The organism is Corallococcus sicarius (assembly GCF_003611735.1).
GTDB lineage: Bacteria > Myxococcota > Myxococcia > Myxococcales > Myxococcaceae > Corallococcus > Corallococcus sicarius.
In genome coordinates, this window is the sequence record NZ_RAWG01000170.1 from 1 (window position 1) to 20458 (window position 20458).

The following is a 20458-nucleotide window of genomic DNA, read 5'->3' on the forward strand; positions in this document are numbered from 1 at the left end:
CGTCACGCCCGCCCCCGAGGCGTTACCGACGGCGCCCCGGGGGAGCGGCGAGCCGTACCGCGCGCCGGACGACGCATCACCCGAGTCTCCGCTGGAATCGCCGCAGCGCCGGGGCCGCCGCTTCGCGGTGAAGCTGGAGCTGGAGTTCCGCACGGAGCTGGACTTCGTGCGCGAGCACGCGCTGAACATCTCCAACGGCGGGCTCTTCGTGCGTACGGCGCACCGGCCGCCCCAGGACAGCGTCGTCACGGTGGACGTGAAGCTGCCCAACGGCCAGCGGCTGCAGGGGGATGCCCTGGTGGTGCACGTGGTGGACGCGCCCTACACGGGGGGCGTGGGGCTGGCCTTCCTGAGCGACGACGCCACCTTCGCGGGGACGCTGGACGGCTACCTGGCGAGCCTGGTCGGGGACAAGGCGTGACGCAGGAGGTGGGCCCGGAGGAGCCGTGGCCGCGCGACCGCGGTCGCTTCCTGCTGCTGTCGCGGCTGGGACGTGGCGGCCACGCGGAGGTGTTCCGCGCGCGGATGCAGCAGGGGCCGCTGGCGGGCGAGGAGGTGGCGCTCAAGCGCGTGCGGCCGGAGCGCGCGAGGGACGCGGAGGCGCGCGAGCTGCTCTTGCACGAGGCGGAGCTCGCCCGGTGCCTGAACCACCCGCACATCGTGGGCTTCCGGGAGTACGGCGAGCAGGCGGACGGGCCCTACCTGGCGCTGGAGCTGGTGGACGGCACCGACCTGGGCCGGGTGCTGGCCCAGTGCCGGCGCCGGCGCATCGAGCTGCCCATCGACATCTCGGTGATGATGGTGCGCCACGTGCTGGAGGCGCTCGCGCACGCGCACGCGGCCACCAACTCCAAGGGCCGGCCGCTGGCGGTGGTGCACGGGGACGTGTCGCCGCACAACGTGCTGCTGTCGCGCGGCGGCGAGGTGAAGCTGGCGGACTTCGGCGTGGCGCGCTCGCGGGCGGGCGCCGCGGTGGACTCGCGGCGCATGGGCAAGCAGCACTACCGGTCGCCGGAGCTGCTCGCGGGCGAGGTGTCCGTGGCGGTGGACCTGTGGGCGGCGGCGGTGCTGCTGTACGAGCTGCTGTCCCTGGAGTCGCCCTTCCCCGACGGCACCGCCGAGGCGGTGGAGGCCGCCATCCGGGGCGGACGGGTGACGCCCGTGCGGATGGTGGCGCCGGAGGTGTCGGATCCACTGGCGCTGGTCTTGGACCGGGCGCTCGCGCCGCGTCCGGCGCAGCGCTTCTCCTCCGCGGATCAGTTCGCCCGGGCGCTCGCGGCCCTGAGTGATGACCGGGTCGCGACGCCGCTGGCGGTGGCGGCGGTGGTGCGCGGGCTGATGGGCGCGGAGCCGGGCTGAAGGCAGGCGTTGCCCTCCGCCCTCCTTCCGTCCGGGGTCACGCCACCTGTTGTCCCGAAGGGACGACGAGGCCCGCGTCGCCTTCCACCACGAGCCGGCTGCGGCCGCCGCCCTGCTTCACCACGCGCACCTGCACGCCGATGCGCTCGGCCAGCCCGCTGACGTGGGAGATGATGCCCACCTGGCGGCCGGTGGCCTGGAGCGCGTCGAGCGTGGCCAGCGCCACCTCCAGCGTCTCCGGATCCAACGTGCCGAAGCCCTCATCGATGAAGAGGGTCTCCACCTGCGTCGTCTCCGACGACAGCGAGGCGAGGCCCAGCGCGAGCGCGAGCGACACGAGGAAGCTCTCGCCGCCGGAGAGGCTGGCCACGCTGCGGACCTCGTCGCCCATGTCGCCGTCCACCACCTGGAGGTCCAGGTCGTGGCCGGGCACGCGCTCCAGGCGGTAGCGGCGCGCCAGCTCGCGCAGGTGTGCGTTGGCGTGCAGCAGCAGCGCGTCCAGCGTGAGGCTCTGGGCGAACACCTTGAACTTCTTGCCGTCGTGCGAACCGATGAGGTCGCTCAGCGCCTTCCACACCTCCGCCTCGCCCTGACGGAACTCCAGGGCCCGGGCCTCCGCGCCATGTCGCGCGCGGGCCGCGTCGTCGCCCTCCAGCCGGGCGCGCAGCGTGGCCTCCGCGCGGCGGCGGGCCTCCACGTCCGCGCGCAGCGTCTCGCAGGTGGCGGCGACGTCCGCTTCGGCCAGCGCGGGGAGGCCCGAGGCCTCGTGGCGGATCCGCCGCTCGCGGCGCTCCTCCAGGATGGCGCGGGCCTGGGCCACGGACTCGCGCAGGGCATTGAGGGCGCGGGCCTCGGCGTCGCACCAGGCGGCGTCGCGTGACAGCAGGGCCTTCAGCGCCTCCAGCGTGGTGCCGCGTCCGGCGAGTCGCTCGGCGAGGTGTGCCTGGGCGGCGTCGAGCGCACGGACGGCCTCGGCGCGCAGGCGCACCGCGTCCTCCGCGCGCGCGGTGGCCACCTTCTCCTCCTGCTGGAGGGACTCCGCCGCTTCGCGGGCGCGCTCGTAGGTGTCCACCGCCGCATCGAGCCGCGCATGGACCTCCGCGCGCACCTCCTGCGTGGGGCGTCCCTGGAGCAGCCGCGCGCGGGCCCGCGAGGCTTCCTGGAGGGCGGCGTCCTTGAGGTTCGCGCGGCCGGACGCGGTCTCCGCGTCCTCGTGGCGGTCCTGGAGGCGGGCCTCTTCCCGGGCACGGCGGCCCTGCTCTTCATCCAGCCGCTTCTGCGCGGCTTCGAGCTCCGCGATGCGCTCGCGCCACTTGGTCACCCGCTCCACGCACCTGCCCTGGAAGCGCACGGGATCCGCGGCGAGCTTCTCCTCCCAGGAGACTTCGTTGGCGAAGGGCGGGGAGACCTCCGTGAGTGCGCGCTGTCGCGCCTCGCGGGCGGCGTCACGCCGCAGCAGCGCCTCGCGGTGGGCCTGCACCGCGCGGGCAAGCGCGTCCTCGGCCTTGCGCAGGGCTTCGGCCGCGCCTTCACGACGCGCGCGCCGGGTTTCGAGCAGCGCCCGGGCTTCGCGGGCCGCGGTGGCCCGGACCTCGGCGGAGGCTTCTTCCTCGCGCAGGGTCGCGAGCCGGACGCGCACGTCTTCCTGCGCGGCCTTCGCCCAGGCTTGAGCGGCGGAGGACTCCGCGTCCTCGGGAGGCAGTGCGTCCGGCGCACGCCGCGGATCCGCACCGGGAAGCACTGCCTGGAGCCACCGCGCACGCGCCGCGCGCCAGGACTCCTGGTGTCCCTTCCTCCTGCGGGCCGCCGTGTCGCGCCGCCCTTCCGCCTGCGTCGCGGCCGTGCCCGCCGTCGCCTGCCGCACGCTCGCCGCGCCTTCCTGCTTCGCGGCGGCATCCCGCGCCGACTCCAGCTCACCCACCCGCGCCGCGGCCTCCGCGACCAGGCCCTCCAGCGCCGCGCCCTCCCGGGCATACGGATGTTCGAGCGCGCCGCACAGCGGGCACGCCTCTCCCGCCTGCAGCGCGGCCCGGTGCGAGGCCAGCCCCTGCGTCGCCTCCGCGCGCGACTGCGCACGGCGCGCCTCCTGGAGCATCGCCTCCTGCATCGCACGGCGCGCTGACGCCTCCTTCGCCTCTTCCGCCGCGCGCGCGGACACCTCGCGGTGCGCCTTCACCTCCGCGTCCGCTTCGCCCTCCACCGCCCCTTCGGACCGCGCGCCCTCGCCCGCGAGCGACAGCGCCCCCAGCGCGTCCTGCCGCGCCAGCAGGGCCTCCCGCAGCGCGCGCCTTGCCGCGCCGTCGTCCTCGCCCAGCGCCGCCTCCGCGTGGGTGGCCAACGCCAGCGCCTGGGCCTCGGTCTCGACCGCGCCCTGGTGCTCCTCGCGGCGAGACTGCGCCTCGCTCCCCAGCCGGTCCACGTCCTTGCCCAGCCGGTCCACGTCCGCGCCCGCGCCCTGCTCCTCCTTCAGCGCGACCGCGTAGCGCTCCAGCTCGCGCTGCCAGCGGGGCCACTCCGTCGCCAGGGGCTCCCAGCTCGCATGCGACGCGCGCCAGGCCTGGGCCGCATCCACCAGCCCCTGTGCCTTCGCCTCCGCCGCCTGCACCAGCGCCAGCGCCTCGCGCGCCGAGTCCTCCGCCGCCCGCGCCTGCTTCGCCAGCTCCGCCGTCTCGCGGGCCTCGCGCTCGGCCTCCGCGCGCCGCGTGTCCAGCTTCGCCGCTTCCTCCAGCGCCGGACGCACCGCGGCCTCCGCCTCCTGCGCCGCCGCCCGCGCCACCTCCGCCTGCATCCGCACCTGGCGCTGCGCCGCCGCCGCCGCGAGCGCCGACTCCGCCTGGGCCGCACGGTGGAGCTGTTCGGCCTCCGCGCTCGCACAGCGCTGCTCCGCCGTCTCCACCGCGGACACGACCGCCCGGAAACCCTCCGCCGCGCGCACCGACTCCAGCAGGGCCTCGCGAGGCGCCGCCTCCGCCTGCGCCGCCGCCGTCCGCGTCAGCGCCGCTTCCGCCTCCTGCTCCCGCCCCGCGAACTCCGCGCGCTGCGCGAACCAGGACCGCGCCGCCTCCGCCTCGCGAAGCCGCGCCTCCTCCCGCACGCGCGCGGCCTCCTCCTCGCCCCACTGGAGGCGCACGCCCTCGCGGTCCGCGTCCGACAGCAGCGTGATGGCGGCGAGCCCGTGCAGCAGCTTCTTCACCTCCTCCTGCTCCCGCGCGTTCTTCTCGTGCGCCGCGACGGACACCCGGCTGTACACCTCCGTGCCCGTCATCCGCTCCAGCAGCTCCGCGCGCTCGTTCGCATCCGCGCGCAGGAACGCCGCGAACTCCCCCTGCGCCAGCAGCGCCGAGCGGCGGAACTGGTCGAACGACAACCCCAGCCGCTCTTGAATCGCCTGGAGCACCTCGCCCTTGGTGCGGCCGTGCACCTGTCCGGAGACCACGTCCGTGAGGCTCAGCTCCTGCGGCCGGAAGCGCCCCTCCGCGCGCTCGCGCGCCCGCCACACGTTCCAGCGGGCCCGGTAGCGCCGGCCGTCCTTGCCCAGGAAGTCCACCTCCGCGTGGCCCTTGCCCGCCCCGCGCCGGAGCATGCCGCGCACGTCATACGCGGACAGCCGCGCCTCCTCGTCCTCGTCCGCCCGGCCCACCAGCACCTTGCTGGGCCCGCCCAGCCGGGGCGTGCGGTCGAACAGCGCCAGGCACAGCGCATCCAGCAGCGTGCTCTTGCCCGCGCCCGTCGCGCCGGAGATGGCGAACAGCCCCAGCCGGTCCAACGGCGCGCGGTCCAGCTCCAGCGCGAAGTCCCCCGCGAAGCTCGTCAGGTTGCTGCCGCGAATGGCGAGGATCTTCACGGCGCGTCCTCCTGCACCTGCGTGAGCAACGCGTGGAACGACTCCAGCAACACCGGCGACGGCGGCTCCTGGAAGTCCCGCGCGTACCGGGCGAGGAACACGTCCTCGGGCGTGCGCTCCCGCAGCGACAGCCCCGGACGCACGTCCGCCAGCGCCCCGCCCGTCCCCGTGTAGAAGGGCGTCAGCTTCACGAGCCGCGCCGCGCGTCCCTCCAGCGCCTTCTCCACCTTGTGGCGCAACGCCGGCTCTGGCCGGGGCAGCGACACGCAGACCTCCAGGTACGGCCGCATCGACTCCGGCATCCCCGCCTCGCACGCGGGCAGCGCCGCGAGCAGGTCCAGCACGTCCGCGAGCGACACCGCGTCCCGCGCGGGCACCCGCACCATGTCCGTCGTGCGCGGCACCGTCAGCGGGCGCACCTGGGTGAGCGCCCCGTCCTCCACGTCCACCAGCAGCACCTGGTGCCGGTAGTGCGCCTCCGACAGGGACAGCGGCAGGGGCGAGCCGCTGTAGCGCACACCCTCGCGGCCGCCCACCCGCTGCGCCTTGTGCAGGTGTCCCAGCGCCGCGTAGGTGACGTCCTCCGGGAACAGGTCCACCGGCAGCGCGTGCTGGTTGCCGCCCAATATCTTCCGCTCGCTCAGCTCCGACAGCTCCGAGCCCGTCATGTAGCAGTGGCCCATCGTCACGAGCCCGTGCCCGGAGCGCCGCCGCCTGCGCGCCGCCTCCAGCACCTCCGCGTAGACGGAGCGCACGCCCTCCACGAGCCGGTCCACCGTCGCCTCCGCCACCGGCGGCAGGTCCGAGGGCCGCAGGTACGGCACCGCCGCCACCCACGCGCCCACCCGGCCGCGCGAGTCGTGCACCGGCACCACCAGCCGCTCCATCTCCAGCGCGCCCTGGTGACGCGGCAGCCCGCCCACCACGCGCACGCCCAGCGCGGTGAACAGGGGATCCGGCGCGTCCAGCCGCGCCGCCGAGTCGTGGTTGCCGCCCACCACCACCACGTCCAGCTTCGGCAGCGTGCGCCGCGCCCGCGCGACGAAGTGGTACCAGGCCGCCTGCGCCTCCGCGCTGGGGTTGGCCGTGTCGAAGATGTCTCCGGCCACGAGGAGCGCGTCCACCTCCTCTGACTCCAGCGTGCCCAGCAGCCACGTCAGGAACGCGGTGTGCTCCGCTTCGCGCGAGACGTCATACAGCGTGTGGCCCAGGTGCCAGTCCGACGTGTGCAGCAGGCGCATCCGGCGTTCGTCCTCCCTCATGCCTCACGGCCCGGCCGCGGGCGCCAGCGGGGCAGACTCCCCCGGTGGACGTCCCGACTCCAAGCGGCGAGCCCCCGCTCCCTTACCTGCCCCCTCTGACATTGTCGAAAAAGGGTGTCATTCCGCGAGCTTGCGTCCGTGCCCTTCCCAACGCGTCGTCCCCTGCCCGGCGCACGCCCCACGGCGCCTTCCCGGCAGTCCCGGGACGACCCGCGAGGAGGGCCCCGGACTCCGCGCGCCCCGCACGCCGCATCGCACCGAGCGTGCATCGCCAACGCGGTGCGTGCGCATCCGTCACGCCCTGCCGCGCGGAAGCTCCGGGCGGCAGAAATGCAGGCACGCGGGATTCCGCACGCGTTCCAGCCGCGCGGATTCTCTTCCACCTGTTCGCGTCCTGGCACTGCAAGCCTGCCGGGCACGCGGCGGTGCGAACGCGTTCGGATTGGTGGTCCGCGCGCCGCGCGCCAGTGCACAATGCGCCGCCATGCTTCCCGGTGTCTCTTCTCCGCTCGGCATCCTCGCGTCCCTGCTCGTCCTGGGCGCCCTGGTCCTCTTCACCCTGTTCCAGCTCAAGCGCCGGCAGCGCGCCGCGTGGGAGGCGTTCGCGAAGGCGAACGGGCTCATCTGCGCGGAGAAGCGGCTGGAGGTCCAGGGGCGCTACCGGGGGCAACCGCTGCTGCTCGCCACGGGGAAGCGGGGCGTGGGTGGCAAGAAGCGCCACACCGTCACCGTGCTGCGGCTGGACCTGGAGGGCGCGCTGCCCGCGGACCTGCTGCTGGAGCATGAGCGCCCCGAGGACAAGATTCCGGGCGCCGCCACCCCGCGCGAGGAGGTGCTGGGCGACGCGGAGCTGGACGCGGCCTTCCAGGTGGAGAACCTGGCCCCGGAGGCGCGCCCGGTGCTGTTGGATCCCGACGTGCGCAAGCGCCTGCTGGGCCTGCGCGGGCACCGCCGCGTCAGCATCAAGGGCGGCTGGCTCCAGGTGGAGCAGCGCGGTGTCCCCGCGAGCGCCGGTGCGCTGGAGTCGTTGATCCGCGCGCCCCACGAGCTGGCCCGCACCGTCACCGCGATGGCGCCCGCCCTGCCCCCGTCGCACGCGCTGGACGCCGCGCTGCACGCGGACGCACCGCAGGACGAAGAGCTGCCCGGCTCCGAGCACGCCTGAGAAGGGCCCGGAGCACGAAGCCCCAAGCGCGAAGCCCGGAGGCGTCAGCCGGCGACGGCGAGCGCTGCCACGTACTGCTCGCGCACGCGCGTGGCCAGCTCCACCGCGTCCGGCCCGAAGCTCTCCGGAGGCAGCGCCGGCAGCACGCGCACGGTGACGTTCGCGCGCGGGCTCATCCACGGCCCGTCCCCATCCACCAGCTCGCGCGTGCCCCGCACCAGCACGGGCACCACCGGCACGTGCTCCTCCAGCGCCAGCTGGAACGCACCGCGCTTGAACGGCAGCAGCTCCCCCGGGGAATAGGTCCCTTCCGGGAAGATGAGCACCGGGATGCCCCGGCGCAGCCAGCGGCGGCACGGGCCCAGCAACTGCTCCATCGACTTCGTACTGCCGCGCACGATGGGCACGTACCCCAGCAGCGTCATCATCCAGCCCACCAGCGGGGTGCGGAACAGCGACGCCTTCGCCACGAACTTGTACGGCGTGAACAGCCCCATCACCGCGAGGATGTCCGCGAAGGACTGGTGGTTGACGACGTAGACGCACGGGCCCCTGGGCAACAGCTCCCGTCCCTCCACGCGCACGCGCCAGCCGGGCGACGCGTGCAGCCACAGCCCGTAGCACCACCGGCACACCAGCACGTGCAGCCAGCGCCGGTCGGGGTCCAGCGGATACGCCACCACGAACAACACCGCGCCCAGCGTGAAGAGCATGGGCGCGGTGACGAGGAACAGCAGGAAGAACCACAGCGAGACGGCGTAGCGCATGGAAGACGGAAACTTCAGCGCGCCGCCGGAGGCGTCATGTTCATGGCGAAGTTCATCGCGTAGTTGACCTCCAGGCCGCCGTCCACGACGAGCGTCTGGCCGTTCACGTACGCGGAGCCTTCCGAACACAGCCATTCAATGGGGCGCGCGATCTCATCCACGCTGGCCACGTGGCCCACCGGCACCTGCTCCTTCACCTTCTCCTCCAGGCCCGCCCACGCGTCGCCCATGTAGAAGCGGCTGGAGTCCGTGTCGATGTAGCCCGGGTTGACCGCGTTGACGCGGATGCCGGAGCCGGTCAGCTCCGCGGCCAGGTACTTCACCATGATCTCCATGGCGCCCTTCATCGCGCCCAGCAGGCCATGGAACGGCAGCGGCATGCGCGAGTCCATGCCGGACACCGCGACGATTCTCCCCTTGCGCCCCTCCATCAGCGGCACCGCGCGCTGCGAGCCCAGCAGGAAGCTCTTCACCGTCACGTTGAAGGTCTTGTCCATCTGGTGCAGCTTCGTCTGCATCAGCGGCGTGAAGACGGTGGAGGCCGCGTTGGCGACGAACACGTCCAGGCCCTTGAACTCCTCCTGGATGACGTCGAACACGCCGTGCAGGCTCGCGGGCTCCAGCTGATCCGCCATCACGACGCGACAGCGGCGGCCCAGCGCCTCCACCTCCTTCGCCAGCGTCGCCGCGGCTTCCGCGTCCCGACGGTAGGTGGAGACGATGTCGTAGCCGGCACGGGCCAGCCTCAGGGAGACCGCGCGGCCCACGCCACGCGAACCCCCGGTGATGAGCGCCACGGGAGGAGTCGTCATGGACCGAAGGGATACCATGTTCCCCCGCTCCTGGCGCACGGCCGGCTGCCTGCCCGGCCTCCCACTGCCGCCCCTCCGGGACAGGCAAGACGTCGGACCCGCATCATTCTCCTGCAATGCGCTTGCAGGGCCGCCAGATTAGCGCCTTAAGGTCCCCGGTCGAACCGGAGGAGACACCGCATGGACGCGCAGGGAGTGCACATCGAAACCCATCCCCGGGAGGGCGAACCGGTGTTCAGCGCGGGCCGCCCGGACCCCTGCGCCATGGTCCTCTTCGGCGCCACGGGTGACCTGGCCGAACGCAAACTATTCCCCGCCCTCTTCGAACTCGCCCGCTCCGGCCTGCTCCCGGAGCACTTCGCCATCGTCGCCTTCAGCCGCTCCAAGCTGGACGACGCGGGCTTCCGCGCGCACGTGAAGGAGGGGCTCCAGAAGTTCGCCCGCACGCAGCCCGTGGACGAAGCGACCTGGAAGCGCTTCGAGCAGCAGATTGAATGCGTCTCCGGCGGCTACGACGACCCGGAGAGCTTCCAGCGCCTGAGCGCCAAGCTCCAGGACGTGTCGAAGCGCCATGGGACGGAGGGCAACCAGCTCTATTACATGGCCACGCCCGCCTCCACCTTCCCGCAGATCCTCCACAGCCTGTCCGGCGCGGGGCTCTTGAAGCGCGAGGAGCAGCCCGGGGAGAAGCCCTGGCGGCGGCTCATCATCGAGAAGCCCTTCGGCCATGACCTGGAGAGCGCCCGCGCGCTCAACAAGGAGCTGAGCGCGGTGCTGGATGAGAAGCAGATCTTCCGCATCGACCACTACCTGGGCAAGGAGACGGTGCAGAACATCCTCGTCTTCCGCTTCGCCAACGCCATCTTCGAGCCGCTGTGGAACCGCCAGCACATCGACCACGTCGAAATCACCGCGACGGAGCTGATCGGCGTGGAGGGCCGCGGCGGCTTCTACGACGAGACGGGCGTGCTGCGCGACATGGTGCAGAACCACCTGCTCCAGGTGCTCGCCCTGTGCGCCATGGAGCCGCCGGTGTCCTTTGGCGCGGAGGACATCCGCGATGAGAAGAACAAGGTCTTCCGCGCGCTGCGCCCGGTGGACGGCCATGACGTGCCCGACCACGTCGTCGTGGGCCAGTACGAGGGCTACCAGGACGAGAAGGGCGTGAAGAAGGGCTCGCGCACGCCCACGTACGTCGCGATGAAGATGAACGTGGACTCGTGGCGCTGGCAGGGCGTGCCCTTCTACCTGCGCGCGGGTAAGCACCTGAAGCGCCGCATGACGGAGGTGTCCATCCACTTCAAGTCGGTGCCCATCGGCCTGTTCAGCGGCGGCGGCGCCACGTGCCAGCGGCTGCAGCCCAACGTGCTCACGCTGCGCATCCAGCCGCACGAAGGCATCGCGCTGTCGTTCGAATCCAAGGTGCCCGGCGAGGACGTCAACATCGGCGGCGTCACCATGGACATGGACTACGCGGAGAGCTTCAAGAAGCCCGTGCCGGAGGCGTACGAGCGGCTGCTGCTGGACTGCATGCGCGGCAACGCCACCCTCTTCGCGCGGCAGGACAGCGTGGAGCAGGCGTGGGGCTACATCACGCCCATCCTGCGCGCGCTGGAGACGGAGGCCGGCGGCACGCTGCACACCTACGAGAAGGGCAGCACCGGCCCCCAGGCCGCGGACGCGCTGCCCGCGAAGAACGGCCGCCGGTGGTCCCGGCTATGACCAGGCCGACCCTGAAGCCTCTCGTTGTCCCTTCGGACAAGCTGACCCTGGAGGCCTCCGACTGGCTGGCGCGCGAACTCCAGAAGGTGCTCGCGACGAAGCAGCGGGTGAGCCTGGCGCTGTCGGGCGGCAACACGCCGCGCCCCGCGTACAGCCTCCTCGCGGAGCACACGCTGCCGTGGGAGCGGGTGGACGTGTACTTCGTGGACGAGCGCTTCGTGCCGCCCGACCACGCGGACAGCAACTACCGGCTGGTGAAGGAGTCGCTCCTCACGCCGCTGAAGCTCGCGGACTCGCAGGTGTTCCGCATGCAGGGCGAGCGCGAGGACCGCGACGCCGCCGCGCGTGACTACGAGAAGACGCTGCCCGCGAAGCTGGACGTGGTGCTCATCGGCGTGGGCGAGGACGGCCACACCGCGAGCCTCATGCCCGGCCACCCTGCCCTCCAGGAGCGCGCGCGGCGGGTGCTCGCGGTGGAGCAGAGCGCCAAGCCGCCGCCGTGGCGGATGACGCTGACGTTCCCCGTGCTCCAGGGCGCGGGGGCGGTGCTGGGGCTGGTGGCGGGTGAGGGCAAGCGGGACGCCATGCGGCGGGTGCTTCAGGGCGATATGCAGCTGCCCGCGTCGCACGTGACGAACACGCAGTGGATGCTGGACCCCGCCGCCGGAGGGTAGGCGGGGCTCGGGAGGAATCATGGGCACACAGACGAAGCCTGCGCAGTTCGGCGTGGTGGGCATGGGCGTCATGGGCGCGAGCCTCGCCCTCAACATCGCGGACCACGGCTTCCGCGTCGCGGTGTGGGACCGCCACCCGGAGAGCATCACCAAGGTCCAGCAGGAGAACCCGAAGCAGGCGCTGGCGGGCTACCCGGAGCTGGAGGCGTTCGTCGCCGGCCTGGAGCGCCCGCGCCGCATCCTCCTGATGATCACCGCCGGAGCGCCGGTGGACCAGATGATGGAGCGGCTGTTCCCGCTCCTGTCGCCCGGCGACGTCATCATGGACGCGGGCAACTCCTGGTACCTGGACACCCGGCGCCGCGAGGCCCTCTGCAAGGAGAAGGGCTTCCACTTCCTGGGCATCGGCGTGTCCGGCGGCGAGGAGGGCGCGCGCAACGGCCCGTCCATCATGCCGGGCGGCCCCAAGGACGCGTACGCGCTGGTGCAGCCGGTGCTGGAGGCCATCGCCGCGCGCAGCGAGGAGGGCCTGTGCGTCACCCACGTGGGCCCGGAGGGCGCGGGCCACTTCGTGAAGATGGTGCACAACGGCATCGAGTACGCGGACATGCAGTTGCTCGCGGAGACGTACGACGTGCTCCGCCGCGGCCTGGGCCTGGAGACGGCGCAGCTGGGCGACCTGTTCTCGAAGTGGAACGAGGGCATCGCCGAGTCGTTCCTCCTGGAGACCACCATCAAGGTGATGCGCAAGCGCGACCCGGAGACGGGCCGGCCGCTGCTGGACCTGGTGCTGGACAAGGCCGGCCAGAAGGGCACGGGCAAGTGGACCGTGCAGGTGGCGCTGGACCTGGGCGTGCCGGTGCCCTCCATCGCCTCCGCGCTGGACGCGCGCAACCTGTCCTCGCGCAAGGACGAGCGCGTGGCCGCGAGCAAGAAGCTCCACGGCCCCGCCATCTCCCTCTCCTCCGAGGAGCAGAAGGAGCTGGCGCAGTGGGCGCATGACGCGCTCTACGCGGCGCGCGTGGTGACGTACGCGCAGGGCATGCGGCTCATCCAGGCGGCGTCGGATGAATACAAGTGGGGCGTGTCGCTGGCGGAGATGGCGCGCATCTGGCGGGGCGGCTGCATCATCCGCGCGAAGCTGCTCACGCCGCTGCGCGAGGCCTTCCAGCAGCAGCCCACGCTGCCCAACCTCCTGGTGTCGGAGGCGTTCGCGCCAGTGCTGGACAAGCTGGCCCCGTCGTGGCGCAAGTTCCTGGGCACCGCGATAAGGGCGGGCATCCCGATGCCCGTGTTCAGCAGCAGCCTGGCGTACCTGGACAGCTACCGCAGCCCGGAGCTGCCGCAGAACCTCACCCAGGCCCAGCGTGACGCCTTCGGCGCGCACACCTACCAGCGCCGGGACAAGCCCGACGCCGGCTTCGTGCACTCCGACTGGCTGAAGTAGCGCGCACGTCCGACGCGCGCTGCGCGCCCCCTACTTCTTCTGGGTGGCGCGCAGCTCCGCGCGGCGGATCTTCCCGCTCACCGTCTTGGGCAGCTCCGCGACGAACTCAATCTCGCGCGGGTACTTGTACGGCGCCGTGGTCCTCTTCACGAAGTCCTGCAGCTCCTGCGCGAGCGCCGGTGACGCCGTGTGGCCCGGCGTCAGCAGCACGTACGCCTTGATGCGCTGGCCAATCTTGTCGTCCGGCACGCCGATGACGGCGGACTCGGCCACCGCCGGGTGCTCCAGCAGCGCGGACTCCACTTCAAAGGGGCCCACGCGGTAGCCGGACGTCTTGATGACGTCGTCCGAGCGCCCCACGAACCACAGGTAGCCGTCCGCGTCGCGCACCGCGCGGTCGCCGGTCACGTACCAGTCGCCTCGGCTGCTGGAGGCGTTGGCCGCGTCGTCGTTGAGATAGCCCTGGAACAGCCCCACCGGCCGCTCCGGCTTCACGCGCACCGCGATGTCGCCCTCCTGCCCGTCCGCCACCTCTTCGCCCTGCGCGTTGATGACGCCCACGGTGAAGCCGGGGGACGGCTTGCCCATGGAGCCCATGCGCGGCTCCAGGGACGGGAACATGCCCACGATGACCACCGTCTCCGTCTGGCCGTAGCCCTCGCGGATGAACAGGCCGGTGGCCTCCTTCCACGTCTCGATGACCTCCGGGTTGAGCGGCTCGCCCGCGCTCACCGTGTGGCGCAGCGAGGACAGGTCCACCGCCTTCAAATCCTGGAGCACCAGCGCGCGCCACGCGGTGGGCGGCGCGCAGAAGGTGGTGACGCGCTCGCGCTCCAGCACCTTCAAGAAGGCCACCGGGTCGAACCGGCCGCGGAAGTCGTAGACGACATTGCACGCGCCCTCGCTCCAGGGACCGAAGAGCTTGCCCCAGGCGCACTTGGCCCAGCCGGTGTCGCTGAGCGTCAGGTGCCTGTCATCGGGCTTCAGGTCCAGCCAGTAGCGGCCGGTGATGAGGTGGCCCTGGCCGTAGCTGGCCTGCGTGTGCTGCACCATCTTCGGCATGCCGGTGGTGCCGGACGTGAAGTAGATGAGCAGCGCATCCTCCGCGCGCGTCGGCGGGAAGGCCGTGGCCTGCGCCTGGGGCAGCGCCTCCGACACGTAGCGCGTCCACGGCGCGGGCGCATCCCCGGTGGACACCCACGTCGTCACGCCGGGCGCGTCCCGCACGCCCTCGAAGCGGTCCAGGCAGCTGGCGTCGGTGAGGACGGCCTTCGCGCGCGAGGCCTCCAGCCGGTAGCGGATGTCCTTCGCCGTGAGCATGGGCGTGCCGGGCATGAAGACGATGCCGGCGCGGATGCAGCCCAGCACCAGGAACCACCACTCCGGCACGCGCGGCATCAGGATGAAGGCGCGGTCGCCCCGCTTCAGCCCCAGCCCGGCCAGGAAGCGCGCCGCGTGCAGCGAGCGCTCCTTCAGCTCCTGGAAGGTGAAGCGCTGGGAGCGCCCGGACTCGTCGGACCACTGGAGCGCGGGGGCCTGGGGCCGCTCGGCCGCGTGCCGGTCGATGACGTCGGTGGCGAAGTTGAAGTGCTCCGGCCGCTCCCACCGGAAGTCGCGGCGGGCGGACGCGTAGTCAACGGAGGCGCGGGGAGAGGACGCGGGCATGGGCAGGCTCCTGGTCTGTTGCGACAACCCCAGGAGCCTGACACGTCATCCCGCGTCCGGCGGTGCGAGCCCGCGCGGGGCGCCCATTGGTGGACGCTCCAGCGCGCGAGGGAACTGCGGGTCCATCAGGGCGCCGCGGCGCGAAGCTCCTGCGCCAGCTTGCGCGCTTCGTCGCTCCAGCCGGGCTCGCCCAGGGACGCCACCTGTTCGAAGTCGCGGGCCGCGCGCGCGTCCTGATTCAGCGCACGCAGCGCGAGGCCGCGGTTCCACAGGGCCTGCGCATGGCGGGGCTCCGCGCGCACCACGGAGTCCAGCAGCTCCAGCGCGGCCTGGGGACGGCCCTCGTGCAGCGCCACCACCGCCAGGTCGTTGTCGCGCGCCAGCGACGCGGGCTCGCGCGCCAGCACCGCCTGCGCCTGCTGCCACTGGCCGTGCAGCACGTAGGCCGCGACGATGCCGCGGAACTCCTTGCGCTCCTCCATCTCCGCCAGCGGCCGCAGCGGCAGCGGCTGCTGCGCGTCCGCCACGTCGGCGCCGCCGCGCATGGGGCTGTAGCGGCGCCACTGGTCCGCGCGCGGATGCGACAGCCGGGCCTCCAGCTCGCGCGTGGTCTGGTTCTCCAGGAAGACCACCGCCGGCACGTCCGCCACCGGCATCATCCGGGGCACCATGACGGCGCAGAGGCTGGCGGCCATGGCCAGCGGCGCCACCACGCGGGCGTTGCGGCGCACCCACGCGCCCAGCGTCACCACGTTGTTCGCCGGCTGGGGGGCGGGCTGTTCGGAGACGCCCGTGCCCAGGGCCCTCGCCGCCAGCAGCTCCAACTGGAGCAGATCCCTCAGGCCGCCTTCACAGGCGGGGCAGCGCGGCAGGTGGTGCCGGAAACCCTCGGCCTCCACCTCGGACAGCTCACCGTCCATGAAGAGGTGCAGCTTGGTGCAATGCGCGTTCATGACTGGACTCCCCGCTCCCGGGCCACCGCGACGCTTGGCAGCAGCAGTTCCCGCAGGTCCCTGCGCGCCAGCGTGAGCCAGCTGCCCACGGTGCCCACGGGAACGTTGAAATGTTCGGCAATGGCCTGATAGCGGCGGCCTTCCGCGTGCAACTTGTAGGCGTCCCGCAGGTGCGGCTTGAGCTGTTCGATGGCCGCCTGGAACGCATCGTTGCCCACCAGCTCCCAGTTCTCCTGGTCCCCGTCCCCCGTCGCCGGCAGGTCCTGCACCAGCGCCAGGTGCGGCAGCCCGCGCACTTCCGTGCGCTGGCGGCGGCAGTGGTCCAGGAACCGGTTGGTCATCGTCGTGCACAACCACGCCGCGCACGCCGCTTCCGTGCGGTCCTTCAGCTGACCGAACTCCGGCAGGGCCCGCTCGAAGGCCTCCTGGACCAGGTCTTCCGGGTCCAGGATGCCGCGTGCGCACAACCGGCGGGCGACGGCCAACAGACTCGGCCGGTGCCGCTGGATGAACGCCTCGAAGTGGCGCCGTTCCCGGTTGAAGAGGTTGGCCATGACGCAAGGACCCGGAGTGACTGGTGGGCTTCCTGACTAAAGACGCCGAGCGCCTTGTTTCTTGAGAGAAAAATGCCTGAAAGGGCAGACAAGCCGGTCGGCAAGGCCGCTCAGCGAGCGGCTTCCAACCCTTCCAGCAGGGGCGGAACCGAGGGCGGCGGCAGCGGGCGGCGGCGCCGGGGAGCCCGCTCCTGGCAGTTGACGTAGGAGTTCTTCACATGCGGGGCGCTGTGGTCCGGCTCGAAGGCACCGGCGGGGGAGGACAGGTCTCCTGCGATCATGGGTCGCTTCTCCTGGTACGGGGGAAGTCCGGCGTAAGCCGGGGATGGGTGGAAAAAGACAGGCCGGGAGTCCATAGCACGCCCCGGCGCACCGGCAGGAGTGGCCCCCAGGGCCAATCCTTCAAGGATTACAAGGAGTTCCGAGAATGAACGAGGACAAGTCTCCTCTGCGGCCGGAGTGGCGGCAGTGGCTGGCGGAGAACCTGGCCCTGGGCGTGGAGCAGGAAGACGTACACCAGGTGCTGGTGTCGGCGGGAGTGGACCCGGCGCTGGCGCGCGCGGAGGTGGCGGCGGTGGAGGGGCACCCGTACTTCAAGGCGTGCCTCCAGGTGGCCCGGCACTTCGGGTGGCTGGAGTCGCTGATGGACGTCTACAGCGACCTGCGCGCCCAGGACGGGGGCCGGGAGCTGGAGGTGCGCGAGGGGATTGCCCCCGAGGAGTTCTTCCACCGCTACTACTTCGGCCACCGGCCGGTGGTGCTGCGCGGGATGATGGCGGACTGGCCGGCCCTGACGCGCTGGTCGCTGCCCTACTTCCGCGAGCGCTTTGGCGCGGTGGAGGTGGAGGTGATGGTGGGGCGCGACGCCAACCCGGAGCACGCGGCCATGCAGGACCGGCACCGGGCGCGGATGCCCTTCGCGGCCTTCCTCGACCGGGTGGAGGCGGCGGAGCAGACGAACGACTTCTACATGGTGCCGCGCAACGACAACTGGCGGCGCGACGGCCTGTCGCCCCTGCGCGAGGACCTGCGGGCGCCCCGGGGAATCATCGACCCGGCCCTGCTGCCGGACATGATGACGCTGCTCCTGGGGCCCGCGGGCACCGTCACGCCGCTGCACCACGACAACATGAACATCCTGTTGGGGCAGGTGCTGGGCCGCAAGCACGTGCGGCTGGTGCCGTCCTTCGAGCGCCACCGGGTGTACCCGCACCGGGGCACCTTCAGCCACGTGGACGCGGGGAAGCCGGACCTGGTGGCCCACCCGCTCTTCGCGGAGGCCACGGTGCTGGAGGCGGTGCTGGAGCCCGGGGACATGGTGTTCCTGCCCGTGGGCTGGTGGCACTGGGTGAAGGCGCTGGACGTGAGCGCCAGCGTCACCTTCCACCACTTCCTCGTCCCCGGCGGCAACACGCACCTGGAAGCCCCCTTCTGACGGAAAGCTCAGTCCGCCTTCTCCACCAGCAGCACGGAGCGCGTCCACCCGGCGCGGGCGTCGCGTGACAGCCACGCCTGGCGCTCGTCGCGCAGCGCGGTGGCCGCGGGGGAGCCGGCGTGGATGCGCCGGCGCACCCCGTCGAAGAAGCGGCCCGCCGCGTCCGGGATGTCCACGGTGGAGGCCAGCACCGCGCGCGCCCCCGAGTCGATGAAGGCCGCCGGCAGGCTGAAGGGCTCCGTGCTCTGCAGGGACGTGGTGCGTCCCGCGCTGCACGCGGCCAGGAACACGGTGGGTGACCCGGTGAGGCGCTGCTCGCGCACCACGTCCGCGGTGAGCGCGTAGCGGCCGTTCACCTCCGGGGACAGCACCACCAGCGACGCGCCGGAGATGCTGGGGTCGGTGATGCCGTGCGCGTGGATCTCAATCTCCGTGGCGTCCGCCATGCTCGCCAGCACGCGCGAGGGCGTGGCGTCCGAACCGGACAGCACGTCCGGCGGCGCGGCCCCCGGCTCCGCGTCCGGCGTCCACGCGGGGAGCCGGGGCAGCTGCAGGAGCGACGGCGCCTCCACGCCGGCCACCACCAGGCGGCGCGTGGGCGTGGCGCCGGGCGCCGGGCGCGGGCCCGTGGCGCGGCCCAGGCGGAAGCTCCAGGCCATCTCCGGCGGCAGCAGGTCCGTGCGCCCGAAGAGGGGCGCCCACGCGAGCACGTCCACGCGCTCGCAGCCGGAGAGCGTCTGCCGCAGCGTCTCCGGCACCAGCCGGGACGAGTCCGTCCGGGCGAAGGCCTCGCGGCGCGCGCCGTCGTAGTGGCCCTTCACCTCACCCTTGGGGCCCAGCGCCACCAGCGTGGTGCGCTCGGCATGGAGGCTGGCGGCCAGCGCGCACCGGGCCGGCACGGGCGTGCCCAGCTGCGCGGCCATCAGGGCCACCACCTTGGGGAACTCGCCGGCGCGGCCCGCGTCGTTGGCGAGCGACGAGTAGCTGAGCGCCCAGGACTCGCGCCCCAGCGCATCGCCGCGCGGCAGGGCGTCCGCGTCCGCGATGGCGCGCTTGAGCAGCGCCTCACCCCGGGCCCGGTCCTGGTCCAGGAGGAAGCGGCCTTCCAGATAGTGCATGTAGACGCGGTCGCTCGCCGGGATGGCGGTCCCCTCCCCCGCCTGGGTGAGGACCGTCTTCAGCCACTGCGCGTCCTGGGGCCGGGGGCCGGGGTTGAAGCGCGCCAGCTCCGCGACCGTCGCGCCGAAGACGAGCTCCATGGGGTTGTCCGCGCACGCGGACGCCAGCTCCAGCTCCCGTCGCGCGGCGTCCGGCCGCTGGTCCAGGTAGTTCAGGTGCGCCAGCTGCACGTGGGGCCAGGAGCATCTGCGTTTGACACCGCGCGCGGACCACTCCTCCAGATAGGCGCGGGCGCTGCCCAGGTCGTTGCGCGAGCGCGCGACGTGGCTCAGGATCTCCAGGACGCTGAACTCCATCTCCCACTCGCGCAGCTGCCGGGCGCCCGCCCACAGCACGCGCGCGTGCTGCTCCGCCTCCGTGAGGCGCTGCAGGTCGGTGTAGAAGATGGTCACCCGGCGCTCCAGCTCCAGACAGCGCACCGACAGCGAGCCCTCGCGGCAGCGCTGGAGCGCGGTGAAGAGGCGCTGCTCGGCCTTCCACCAGGCCCCCTCCGCGACCTCCTGTCGCGCCTGGTCCCGGTCCGCGACGTACGTGAACCAGGGGTCCTCCATCCGATGGATGCGCTCCACCGTGTCCTTCAGCCGGGGGAGCGTCCCTTCGCGGGTGCGCAGCAGGGCCCCCAGGTAGATGTCCTCGTCGCCGGACAGGCGCGCCCGGTCCACCAGCCCCTCCGGCATCGGGCCGCCCGCGCGCATCGCCTCCGCGTACTGGCGCGCCAGCTCCCCGCGGCGCTTGAAGTCGCGCTTCGCCACGCGCTGCACGTAGTCCGTGAGCGTGCGGCCGCCCTGCAGCCGGTCCAGCTCCTTCGCCAGCGGCATCAACTCCAGCGCGCGCTCCTTCGACGACGCGGTGCGCACCACGTCATAGAAGATGCCGCGCACCGTGCCCGGCAACTGGCGGGCGGCGTCCAACGGAAGCGGCGCCTTCGCGTCCTCCAACAGGGCCAGCGTCGCGGCGCGCGCCGCGGTCCACTGACGCTCGCGCTCCAGCGTGCTCTCGCGCAGGGACAACGCCTGGGCGTGCGCCTCGCGGCCCCAGCCCTGCTCTCCCAGCTTCGCCACCTGCTCGAAGAGCTCCGACGCGCGCAGCGTCAGCCCCATCTCCCGGAACACCAGCGCGCGGTTCCACAGGGCCTGCGCCAGGGTGGGCTTCGCCTCGATGGCGCCGTCCAGCAGGCGCAGCGCCTTTTCGAAGTCACCGCGCGCGAGCGCCACCGCCGCCAGGTCGCTGTCGCGCTCCGGCGAGGCCGGCAGGCGCTCCAGGAAGGAGGCGGCCTGGTTCCACTCGCCCTCCAGGGCATAGGCGGACGCGATGCTGCCCCAGTCCTCCCGGGCCTCCATGCGGGCGAGCGGGCCCAGGGGCATCGGCTCGGCGGGCACGGGACAGCCGCCAGCGGGGGCGCGTGAGCGGTAGCGGTCTGCTTCCGGGTGCGTGAGGCGGGCCTCGATGCGGGCCGCGGCCCGGCGCTCCACCCAGAAGTTGTCCGTCAACGGGGGTGGAGCGGCCGCGGGCTTCAGCGCCGCGACTCCCGCCGCCACCAGGGGGATGGCCAGCGCCAGCGCCCAGAGCTTCGTCTTCGCCGGCTTCAGCATGCGATCCCCTCGGGCGCCTCCCCCTTGC

Annotated in this window: 16 protein-coding genes; 7 read left to right on the forward strand and 9 right to left on the reverse strand. The window is 72.7% G+C overall.

Annotation, left to right across the window (positions count from 1 at the left end; translation table 11 throughout):
- Positions 1 to 421 (forward strand): TIGR02266 family protein (locus tag D7X12_RS24165; protein ID WP_244224747.1); only part of this gene is annotated, 421 nt, incomplete at its 5' end.
- Positions 418 to 1359, forward strand: a complete 942-nt coding sequence (locus D7X12_RS24170; protein ID WP_120627636.1) for a serine/threonine-protein kinase — start codon at positions 418 to 420, stop codon at positions 1357 to 1359. The genes D7X12_RS24165 and D7X12_RS24170, both read left to right, overlap by 4 nt.
- Before the next feature lie 37 nt (positions 1360 to 1396).
- Here D7X12_RS24170 and D7X12_RS24175 read toward each other — a convergent pair whose 3' ends face one another.
- A complete protein-coding gene (locus D7X12_RS24175; protein WP_120627637.1) occupies positions 1397 to 5203 on the reverse strand; it encodes an AAA family ATPase in 3807 nt (1268 codons plus the stop codon).
- Complete coding sequence (locus tag D7X12_RS24180) at positions 5200 to 6444, reverse strand: exonuclease SbcCD subunit D C-terminal domain-containing protein (RefSeq protein ID WP_120627638.1); 1245 nt, start codon at positions 6442 to 6444, stop codon at positions 5200 to 5202. Before D7X12_RS24180 ends, D7X12_RS24175 begins: the two co-directional genes overlap by 4 nt.
- A gap of 505 nt (positions 6445 to 6949) precedes the next feature.
- Here D7X12_RS24180 and D7X12_RS24185 point away from each other — a divergent pair.
- Positions 6950 to 7630 (forward strand): hypothetical protein, encoded by a 681-nt coding sequence (locus tag D7X12_RS24185; RefSeq protein WP_120627639.1) that lies wholly within the window; start codon positions 6950 to 6952, stop codon positions 7628 to 7630.
- A 44-nt stretch (positions 7631 to 7674) separates the two neighbouring features.
- Here D7X12_RS24185 and D7X12_RS24190 read toward each other — a convergent pair whose 3' ends face one another.
- Positions 7675 to 8397, reverse strand: a complete 723-nt coding sequence (locus D7X12_RS24190) for a lysophospholipid acyltransferase family protein (protein ID WP_120627640.1) — start codon at positions 8395 to 8397, stop codon at positions 7675 to 7677.
- 14 nt (positions 8398 to 8411) lie between these two features.
- Complete coding sequence (locus tag D7X12_RS24195; RefSeq protein ID WP_120627641.1) at positions 8412 to 9209, reverse strand: SDR family NAD(P)-dependent oxidoreductase; 798 nt, start codon at positions 9207 to 9209, stop codon at positions 8412 to 8414.
- A gap of 180 nt (positions 9210 to 9389) precedes the next feature.
- Here D7X12_RS24195 and zwf point away from each other — a divergent pair, with 180 nt between their 5' ends.
- The 3 genes from zwf to gnd are packed head-to-tail and all read left to right on the forward strand — an operon-like array spanning position 9390 to position 13052.
- The gene (gene zwf, locus D7X12_RS24200) at positions 9390 to 10931 is read left to right on the forward strand and encodes a glucose-6-phosphate dehydrogenase (RefSeq protein WP_120627642.1); all 1542 of its coding nucleotides are present in this window, start codon (positions 9390 to 9392) and stop codon (positions 10929 to 10931) included.
- A complete protein-coding gene (gene pgl, locus D7X12_RS24205; protein ID WP_120627643.1) occupies positions 10928 to 11605 on the forward strand; it encodes a 6-phosphogluconolactonase in 678 nt (225 codons plus the stop codon). The genes zwf and pgl overlap by 4 nt, the downstream gene beginning before the upstream one ends.
- A 19-nt stretch (positions 11606 to 11624) precedes the next feature.
- Complete coding sequence (gene gnd, locus D7X12_RS24210) at positions 11625 to 13052, forward strand: NADP-dependent phosphogluconate dehydrogenase (RefSeq protein ID WP_120627644.1); 1428 nt, start codon at positions 11625 to 11627, stop codon at positions 13050 to 13052.
- A 30-nt stretch (positions 13053 to 13082) separates the two neighbouring features.
- On the opposite strand, the gene D7X12_RS24215 is transcribed toward gnd, so the two are convergent.
- The 4 genes from D7X12_RS24215 to D7X12_RS43005 form a co-directional block, all read right to left on the reverse strand.
- Positions 13083 to 14717, reverse strand: coding sequence for an acetate--CoA ligase (locus D7X12_RS24215; protein ID WP_120627645.1), 1635 nt, complete (start codon positions 14715 to 14717; stop codon positions 13083 to 13085).
- 125 nt (positions 14718 to 14842) lie between these two features.
- On the reverse strand, positions 14843 to 15670 hold the full coding sequence (locus D7X12_RS24220) for a zf-HC2 domain-containing protein (RefSeq protein WP_120627646.1): 828 nt from the start codon (positions 15668 to 15670) through the stop codon (positions 14843 to 14845).
- On the reverse strand, positions 15667 to 16224 hold the full coding sequence (locus D7X12_RS24225; protein WP_120627647.1) for an RNA polymerase sigma factor: 558 nt from the start codon (positions 16222 to 16224) through the stop codon (positions 15667 to 15669). The genes D7X12_RS24220 and D7X12_RS24225 overlap by 4 nt, the downstream gene beginning before the upstream one ends.
- 110 nt (positions 16225 to 16334) lie before the next feature.
- Positions 16335 to 16505, reverse strand: a complete 171-nt coding sequence (locus D7X12_RS43005) for a hypothetical protein (protein ID WP_158620110.1) — start codon at positions 16503 to 16505, stop codon at positions 16335 to 16337.
- A 146-nt stretch (positions 16506 to 16651) separates the two neighbouring features.
- Here D7X12_RS43005 and D7X12_RS24230 point away from each other — a divergent pair, with 146 nt between their 5' ends.
- Positions 16652 to 17659, forward strand: coding sequence for a cupin-like domain-containing protein (locus tag D7X12_RS24230; protein ID WP_120627648.1), 1008 nt, complete (start codon positions 16652 to 16654; stop codon positions 17657 to 17659).
- 8 nt (positions 17660 to 17667) lie between these two features.
- On the opposite strand, the gene D7X12_RS24235 is transcribed toward D7X12_RS24230, so the two are convergent.
- Positions 17668 to 20430, reverse strand: coding sequence for a CHAT domain-containing tetratricopeptide repeat protein (locus tag D7X12_RS24235; protein ID WP_120627649.1), 2763 nt, complete (start codon positions 20428 to 20430; stop codon positions 17668 to 17670).
- Positions 20431 to 20458 lie beyond the last annotated feature (28 nt).

Excerpts from the sequence above, each read along its gene's own strand:
- D7X12_RS24195 (WP_120627641.1), bottom strand. The coding sequence starts at position 9,209 with ATGACGACTCCTCCCGTGGCGCTCATCACCGGGGGTTCGCGTGGCGTG.
- D7X12_RS24215 (WP_120627645.1), bottom strand. The coding sequence starts at position 14,717 with ATGCCCGCGTCCTCTCCCCGCGCCTCCGTTGACTACGCGTCCGCCCGC.
- gnd (WP_120627644.1), top strand. The coding sequence starts at position 11,625 with ATGGGCACACAGACGAAGCCTGCGCAGTTCGGCGTGGTGGGCATGGGC.
- D7X12_RS24220 (WP_120627646.1), bottom strand. The coding sequence starts at position 15,670 with ATGAACGCGCATTGCACCAAGCTGCACCTCTTCATGGACGGTGAGCTG.
- D7X12_RS24230 (WP_120627648.1), top strand. The coding sequence starts at position 16,652 with ATGAACGAGGACAAGTCTCCTCTGCGGCCGGAGTGGCGGCAGTGGCTG.
- D7X12_RS43005 (WP_158620110.1), bottom strand. The coding sequence starts at position 16,505 with ATGATCGCAGGAGACCTGTCCTCCCCCGCCGGTGCCTTCGAGCCGGAC.
- D7X12_RS24225 (WP_120627647.1), bottom strand. The coding sequence starts at position 16,224 with ATGGCCAACCTCTTCAACCGGGAACGGCGCCACTTCGAGGCGTTCATC.
- zwf (WP_120627642.1), top strand. The coding sequence starts at position 9,390 with ATGGACGCGCAGGGAGTGCACATCGAAACCCATCCCCGGGAGGGCGAA.
- D7X12_RS24235 (WP_120627649.1), bottom strand. The coding sequence starts at position 20,430 with ATGCTGAAGCCGGCGAAGACGAAGCTCTGGGCGCTGGCGCTGGCCATC.
- D7X12_RS24185 (WP_120627639.1), top strand. The coding sequence starts at position 6,950 with ATGCTTCCCGGTGTCTCTTCTCCGCTCGGCATCCTCGCGTCCCTGCTC.
- D7X12_RS24190 (WP_120627640.1), bottom strand. The coding sequence starts at position 8,397 with ATGCGCTACGCCGTCTCGCTGTGGTTCTTCCTGCTGTTCCTCGTCACC.
- D7X12_RS24180 (WP_120627638.1), bottom strand. The coding sequence starts at position 6,444 with ATGCGCCTGCTGCACACGTCGGACTGGCACCTGGGCCACACGCTGTAT.
- pgl (WP_120627643.1), top strand. The coding sequence starts at position 10,928 with ATGACCAGGCCGACCCTGAAGCCTCTCGTTGTCCCTTCGGACAAGCTG.